The organism is Candidatus Buchananbacteria bacterium CG10_big_fil_rev_8_21_14_0_10_42_9 (genome assembly GCA_002773845.1).
Classification (GTDB): Bacteria; Patescibacteriota; Patescibacteriia; order Buchananbacterales; family 21-14-0-10-42-9; genus 21-14-0-10-42-9.
Genome location: PEZZ01000017.1, coordinates 586 through 6,785 on the forward strand (window position 1 = coordinate 586; position 6,200 = coordinate 6,785).

Below are 6,200 nucleotides of genomic sequence, written 5' to 3' on the forward strand. Positions count from 1 at the left end.
ATGAAAAAAATAGCTTTTTTAAGATTAAACTCATTTTTGGCAATTTTAATTGTAGCCTGCACTGCACTTTCGTCTGCTTACATTATAGTAAATTACAGCCAAAAAGCTGATGCTATTTCCGGAATAAATTTCGGTGGATTAATTAGTTTTTACAATCCTGGATGTGTTTTAGATAGTCCACCGTCAAGTCCCACAACTTGTGCCATCTCTTGTGCACTGTGTTCTGGTTTGCTTGGGCCAGCCTGTGCTAGCGTTGAAGAAATCAGATTTACCCCATACGGCGGTACTCCCGGTATTAATTTTATTTGTCCTGTTAAAGGATACCCCTACGCTGGCGGAGGAGTTATGCCTAGGTTAGGCGGTTTTATTTTAGGCTTTGGTACTTCTCAAGTAAATCTTTTTCAAGTTGGGATCTCACCATAATTATCTTAGGCTTTCCCACCCTTTTTTGGTAACTAAAATAATTTTAGAAGATTTGGTTTTTTCAAGTTTTCCAAAATCCAAAATCAAATCAGGCAGACTTTTTTTGTTTTGAAATTGTATTTTTAATTGATCAGGTGAAAATACAGGCTGCCTGCCTGAAATATTCGCCGAAGTGGCAATGATCGGCTTGCCGGCGCGCCGAGCTAAGCTTTGGGCCACTTTATTTTTAGGTACGCGAACCGCGAATTGTTTACTTACGACAAGCGAAATCGGACCAGGCCAATATTTTTGGGCTAATTTTTTTTGCGATGAATTCAACTTAAAAAATTTTTCTACTTGATTTAAACTTGAAGCCACTAAGGTAAATTTTTTATCCTTACGTTGTTTAATTTTTAAAACCCGATTAATAATTTTCTTATTATCAAATAATCCGCCAAGCCCATAAGACGTATCCGTTGGGAAAACTACTACTCCGCCACATTTTATTATTTTTGCCGCATGCGAAATGTTTTTGTTGGTTGCCTTTACGACTTTCATCATAATAAATTAAACATTAAAGAACTTAACGCGCCTAAAATAAATGAATATTCAAGGTGTGGAGTAAATGTAAAAAGGATGATTAAAATTAATAACATAATCGAACGGCCCAAATGAATTGACATTTCGCGAAGCGCTGAATATTCATCAATATAACATCCAGCGTCAGCTGATTTATCGTAAGCTAAAGCAATATAGGGGGTACGCATGGTAATTCGAGCGAAGCGATGATAGGTTGACGCAAAAAATATCTGCCACGGAGCGTGCACAAACATTTTAAAAATCCAACCGGCCGAGTAAAAAATAGTGCTTAGGGCCATTATCTTATGTTTGTTGTATTTATCAGTATAATCTCCCATGACCGCGGTAATTAAAACGGAGGTAAATACGATGAGTGAAAACAAAAATCCCATGGTTTGAAAATTTTGCTCAACTAATTGCCACACAAATAACGGCCAAACTAAAAACCGCACCGTCCATTCCATGCCATCAGACATGTAGCCAAGCAATAAAGAACGGTCTTGTTTAGCAAATAACAACCGCCAAGTTTGCGAATAGCTAAAAGTATAAGATTCGTTATTTTGCGGGATAAAAAATAGCGGCACAATCGCCAGTAGGGAGAAAAAACCAACCACTAAAAACAAAGCGTTAAAGCTATAATAAGTAATGATTAGGCCAGAAAAAGCCGGGGTAGCTACGCTAATTAAGGCAACCGCCATAGACAATTGGCTCAACTGCCGACCGCGATGCCCGGCTTGCGAAAACATGACTAAATTTGACCGGTACGGCACCCAATAAAGCATTTTGTAAATTGTGTTCGCGCTAATGGCAAAGATTAAAACAGCAATAGTATATTTATCAATCCAATAAAGTGATAAATAAAACAGGGAAATAAATGGGATGCTTAAAATTATAGAACGTTTAATAGTCAGCCTAGACATCAACATAGCGCCTGGGGCAGCTAAAAAAACATACAAAAGATAGTTAACTAAAAAAAAGGCGAGGACATAGCGAATGTCACCTAAGCGGGTTAACAAATAAGTTGCTAAAAATAAACCAATCGTTCCGCCAGAAACTTCCAACACAACACGGCTAAGCGACAATAACAATAATGAAGTTTTAGGCTTAGCGGCTCGGTAATTAGCAAGTAGACTCATTTGCTTATCTTTTTCATTAAAGAATAAGTCCGGTATTTAATTTGGTTTACTGGCAAATCGTAAACGCCAGGATAGGAAGTAAATTCAATTTCCGGGGCAAAACCTTGTTTGAAGCGAGTAATTCCCAGCCAAGATTTTTTAAATTTTGACACGCCCCAAAAATCATAATATTTTTTGCCGCGGGCTTTGGCCTCTAAAACCTGCTCCCATTGTAAAAGGTGCGGAGCCATGACTCGCTTAAATTTTTCATCTGAAGCGCCGTAAAAATAAATGAACCAATCATAAAAGAACGCTACCAAATTAGCGGCAATAATTTTGCCTTGATAATGAGCGGTAAATAGTTCAATGTTGTCTAGCTGAGATAAATTTTCATAGTATTTTTGTGAGTGCGAGCTAATTCTCTGCCGTTGATTGGTTTTTTGTGTTAACTCCCAAAAACTTTTTAAGCCGGCGCTTGGCTTAATTGATTCTTGGCTAACCGTGACGCCATGTTTTTTGGCCAAGTTAATGTTGTACCGAGTTTTAGGCTTCATGCTTTTAAGCAGTCCGCTTTGCGGCAAACTTAAATCTAAAATTAAAGTTTGGCGCGGTAAAACATCGGCGCTTTGGTGCCACATGGGGGGTAAATTTATTTTTTTGTCCGGTTCAATTTTAATAAATGAGCTGTGAGTTTTTTGGCTAAGTGAAATGACGTTTTTTATCATGGCGTCAAAAAATTCTAATCTCTCTTGATCTGATAAATCTTTCAAAAAAACTGGCCCGCGCGGACAATACCAATAGTTTTGGCTGAACGGTAGCGGCTGTAAAATAAACAAGCCCGTCGCAACTAGGACATCATCGTCGTTATAGACCATATACACTTCGCTTTGCTGTCCCATGGAACGCTTAAATTTAAGCCAAGCAAATGATTGCAAAAAACCGCTGTCAAAAGCGTTTTGGGAAACAAAGGAATCGAGAGTTTTTTGGTCAGAATCGGTAAAATTTTTAATTTCCATAAGTTTAATTATAGCACATAGCAGTTGACAATTTTATAAAAATTAGCTATTCTAGTGAATCAATATTTTATGAAAGCAGCAATCATAGGTACAGGATATGTCGGTTTAACCACCGGCGTATGTCTGGCGCATATTGGCCACGACATTATTTGCGTTGACAACAACCCGGAAAAAATCAAACTATTGCAATCCGGTACGAGTCCCATCTTTGAGCCACATTTAGAAGACTTACTCAAAGAGAATATGGCCAAGCGTAAAATCAGCTTTTCTGACAGCATCAAAAAGGCAGTCTTGGATTCCGATGTTGTTTTTGTGTGCGTAAACACGCCGCCTAAAAAAGATGGCCATCCGGATTTGAAATACGTTGAGCAGGTAACTAAAGAAATTGCCGAAGCGCTCAAAACCAAACATGGCTTTAAGGTCATTGTGGATAAAAGCACGGTGCCGGTAAAAACGGCGGAAAAAGTCTCTGACACTATTAAAAAATATACCAACGGCAACGGCAATGTGGCGGTAGTGTCTAATCCAGAATTTTTACGCGAAGGCCAAGCCATGCACGACACTTTTTATCCTGACCGAATTGTAATTGGCAGTGATAGTGACCGGGCCACTGAGATAATGTTAAAGCTTTACGCGCCTATCATTGAAAAATCCAAACCGGGGGTTAGAATTACAAGCGTTAAAAGCGCTGAATTAATTAAACATGGAGCTAACAGCTTTTTAGCCACAAAAATTTCGTTCGCCAATTTGATTGCTGAAATTGCCGAAGCCTCCGGCGCTGACGCTTTAGAAATTTTAGAAGCGATTGGGTTGGATGAACGTATTGGCAAGCAATTTTTAAATCCCGGCATTGGCTATGGCGGTTCATGCTTCCCGAAAGACGTCGCTGCTTTTAAGAAAACATTGGAGATGTTTGATATTGATAGTTCACTCCTTGCCAGCGTTGAAAAAATTAACGATGACGCGATAAAAAATTTCGTAAAAAAAATTGAAAAAGAACTGTGGGTATTAGACGGAAAACAAATTGGCGTTTTGGGGGTTGCCTTTAAACCAAACACTGATGATATTAGGAACTCCCCCGCCTTAAAAATCATTAAACGCTTGCAACAAGACGGCAGCCAAGTCACAGCCTATGATCCGCAAGCTATGGACAACGCCAAAAAGGAAAATCCAGACATCAAATTTGTTAATAACCCCTACGACGTGGCTAAGGGTGCTGATGCTATTTTAATTTGCACAGAATGGGGAGAGTTTAAAAAACTAGATTTAGCCAAAGTTAAATCTTTGATGAACACGCCAATTATTTTTGACGGACGAAATTTGTTTGACCCGCAGGATATGGCTGAGCTCGGTTTTAAATACTTTGGAATTGGCCGATAATCAACAAGCATAAGTGGCAAAGCTCGGTTGCCGTGACGGCACCGAGCTTGCTTCATGGGTTCAGGTGTGAGAACGATGTTGGCTTACCGCCGAGGCGTTGCCAAGTAGTCTGGTTTCCGCCTCTTGCGCTGGTTCGCGCCCATCATTCCACGGATGAGTGGCACACCACAGCCACGTCACGACTAGGGCAAACGCTGTTGCTCCAAGAATATACAGCATATACCGCCACCCCCTTCTGAAGTAATTCAATTATCTCAAAAAAATTGTTGCTTGTAAAAGGTAGTTTTTACTTGGTGACAAAATTAATTAAACGCCCAGGAACGAATATTACATTTTTAATCTCCCGGCCGGTCAGGTGCGTTTGAACTTTTTTAGAATCCTGGGCTAAATTCTCAGCCTCCGCTTGAGTGATATCTTTATCAACTAGCATTTTATCACGAACTTTACCATTAACTTGCAACACTAGCTCAATGTCATTGGCTTGAGCTAGCTTCTCATCGTAAGTTGGCCAGGTTTCACGCGCCAAACTATCTTTATGCCCAAGTTTTTGCCAAATCTCTTCACACATATGCGGCGCAAACGGTGATAAAAGTAAAATTAATTTTTTGAAAGCCACCGGCGGTACTTTTTTGGCTTTGGTCATCATGTTTACCAATATCATCATTTGCGAAATCGCGGTATTGAAATTAAAGGTATCAATATCATGAGTTACTTTTTTGATAGTATATTCAACTTGCTGCTCAGGCACTTCATCGCTTAATTCTTCGGCCGGAGTGCTCATTACTTTTTCGCTTAAGGCCCACACTTTATCTAAAAATCGGCGTGCCCCGACTAAGCCGTTAGTGCTCCACGGCTTTACGTCTTCAAACGGGCCCATAAACATTTCATACACTCGCATAGTATCAGCGCCGAACTTTTTGATAATTTCGTCAGGGTTAATCACATTGCCGCGCGACTTAGACATTTTCTCTCCGTCTTCGCCCAAAATCAACCCTTGATTTTTTAATGTCAAAAACGGTTCGTCAAGCTCAACTTTTTCATTTTGATTAACTGGTTCAATTTTAATTTTAGGCACAACGCCAATATCGCACAAAAATTTATGCCAAAACCGGCCGTACAATAAATGTAAGACTGCATGTTCGGCGCCGCCAACATACACATCCACTGGCAGCCATTTTTTAAGCAAATGTTTGCTGGCTAATTCTTTTTTATTGTGCGGGTCAATATAGCGCAGCCAATACCAAGATGATCCAGCCCATTGAGGCATGGTGTTGGTTTCCCGCTTAGCGTTCCCTTTGCATTTTGGGCATTTCGTATTTACCCACTCATCAATGCCCGCCAGCGGTGATTCGCCTGTGCCGGTGGGTTCATATTTTTCAACTTCTGGCAAAAGCAGAGGTAAATCACTCTCTGGTACGGCAACCACTCCACATTTTTCACAATGAATCAGCGGAATTGGTTCACCCCAATACCGTTGGCGAGAAAAAACCCAATCACGCAATTTGTAATTAATAGATTCTTGGCCTAATTTTTTTTCTTCCAACCATCTAATAATTTCAACTTTAGCTTGTGATACTTCCAGGCCATCTAAAAAATCAGAATTGACAATCTCACCCTCGCCAACATAAGCCTCGCTTAATGGTTCACCATCATTTTTATCAAAGGCCCTAACTACCTCAATTATTTTTAACCCAAATTTAGTAGCAAA

General features: G+C 39.9%; 5 protein-coding genes and 1 pseudogene (1 of these 6 running past the window's edge). 2 read left to right on the plus strand and 4 right to left on the minus strand.

Translation table 11 applies throughout. The features are described from left to right. Complete coding sequence (locus tag COT81_02360; protein PIS05161.1) at positions 1 to 423, plus strand: hypothetical protein; 423 nt, start codon at positions 1 to 3, stop codon at positions 421 to 423. On the opposite strand, the gene COT81_02365 is transcribed toward COT81_02360, so the two are convergent. The 3 genes from COT81_02365 to COT81_02375 are packed head-to-tail and all read right to left on the minus strand — an operon-like array spanning position 424 to position 3,112. Continuing rightward, positions 424 to 963, minus strand: coding sequence for a threonylcarbamoyl-AMP synthase (locus tag COT81_02365; GenBank protein ID PIS05162.1), 540 nt, complete (start codon positions 961 to 963; stop codon positions 424 to 426). It lies immediately after the preceding gene. Then, positions 960 to 2,117: a hypothetical protein gene (locus tag COT81_02370; GenBank protein ID PIS05163.1), complete on the minus strand. Its 1,158-nt coding sequence runs from the start codon at positions 2,115 to 2,117 to the stop codon at positions 960 to 962. Before COT81_02370 ends, COT81_02365 begins: the two co-directional genes overlap by 4 nt. Next, positions 2,114 to 3,112 carry a hypothetical protein gene (locus tag COT81_02375; protein PIS05164.1) on the minus strand — a complete coding sequence of 333 codons (999 nt, stop codon included), beginning with the start codon at positions 3,110 to 3,112 and terminating at the stop codon, positions 2,114 to 2,116. Before COT81_02375 ends, COT81_02370 begins: the two co-directional genes overlap by 4 nt. A 69-nt stretch (positions 3,113 to 3,181) precedes the next feature. Between COT81_02375 and COT81_02380 the strand changes: the two genes are divergently transcribed. Beyond that, the gene (locus COT81_02380; protein ID PIS05165.1) at positions 3,182 to 4,492 is read left to right on the plus strand and encodes a UDP-glucose 6-dehydrogenase; all 1,311 of its coding nucleotides are present in this window, start codon (positions 3,182 to 3,184) and stop codon (positions 4,490 to 4,492) included. A 286-nt stretch (positions 4,493 to 4,778) separates the two neighbouring features. Here COT81_02380 and COT81_02385 read toward each other — a convergent pair. Continuing rightward, a pseudogene (locus tag COT81_02385) lies at positions 4,779 to 6,200 on the minus strand (leucine--tRNA ligase) (it continues 1,050 nt past the right edge of the window).

What these genes read in the sequence shown, in the direction of transcription:
- COT81_02380 (PIS05165.1), top strand. Translation starts at nt 3,182, where the DNA reads ATGAAAGCAGCAATCATAGGTACAGGATATGTCGGTTTAACCACCGGC.
- COT81_02375 (PIS05164.1), bottom strand. Translation starts at nt 3,112, where the DNA reads ATGGAAATTAAAAATTTTACCGATTCTGACCAAAAAACTCTCGATTCC.
- COT81_02370 (PIS05163.1), bottom strand. Translation starts at nt 2,117, where the DNA reads ATGAGTCTACTTGCTAATTACCGAGCCGCTAAGCCTAAAACTTCATTA.
- COT81_02360 (PIS05161.1), top strand. Translation starts at nt 1, where the DNA reads ATGAAAAAAATAGCTTTTTTAAGATTAAACTCATTTTTGGCAATTTTA.
- COT81_02365 (PIS05162.1), bottom strand. Translation starts at nt 963, where the DNA reads ATGATGAAAGTCGTAAAGGCAACCAACAAAAACATTTCGCATGCGGCA.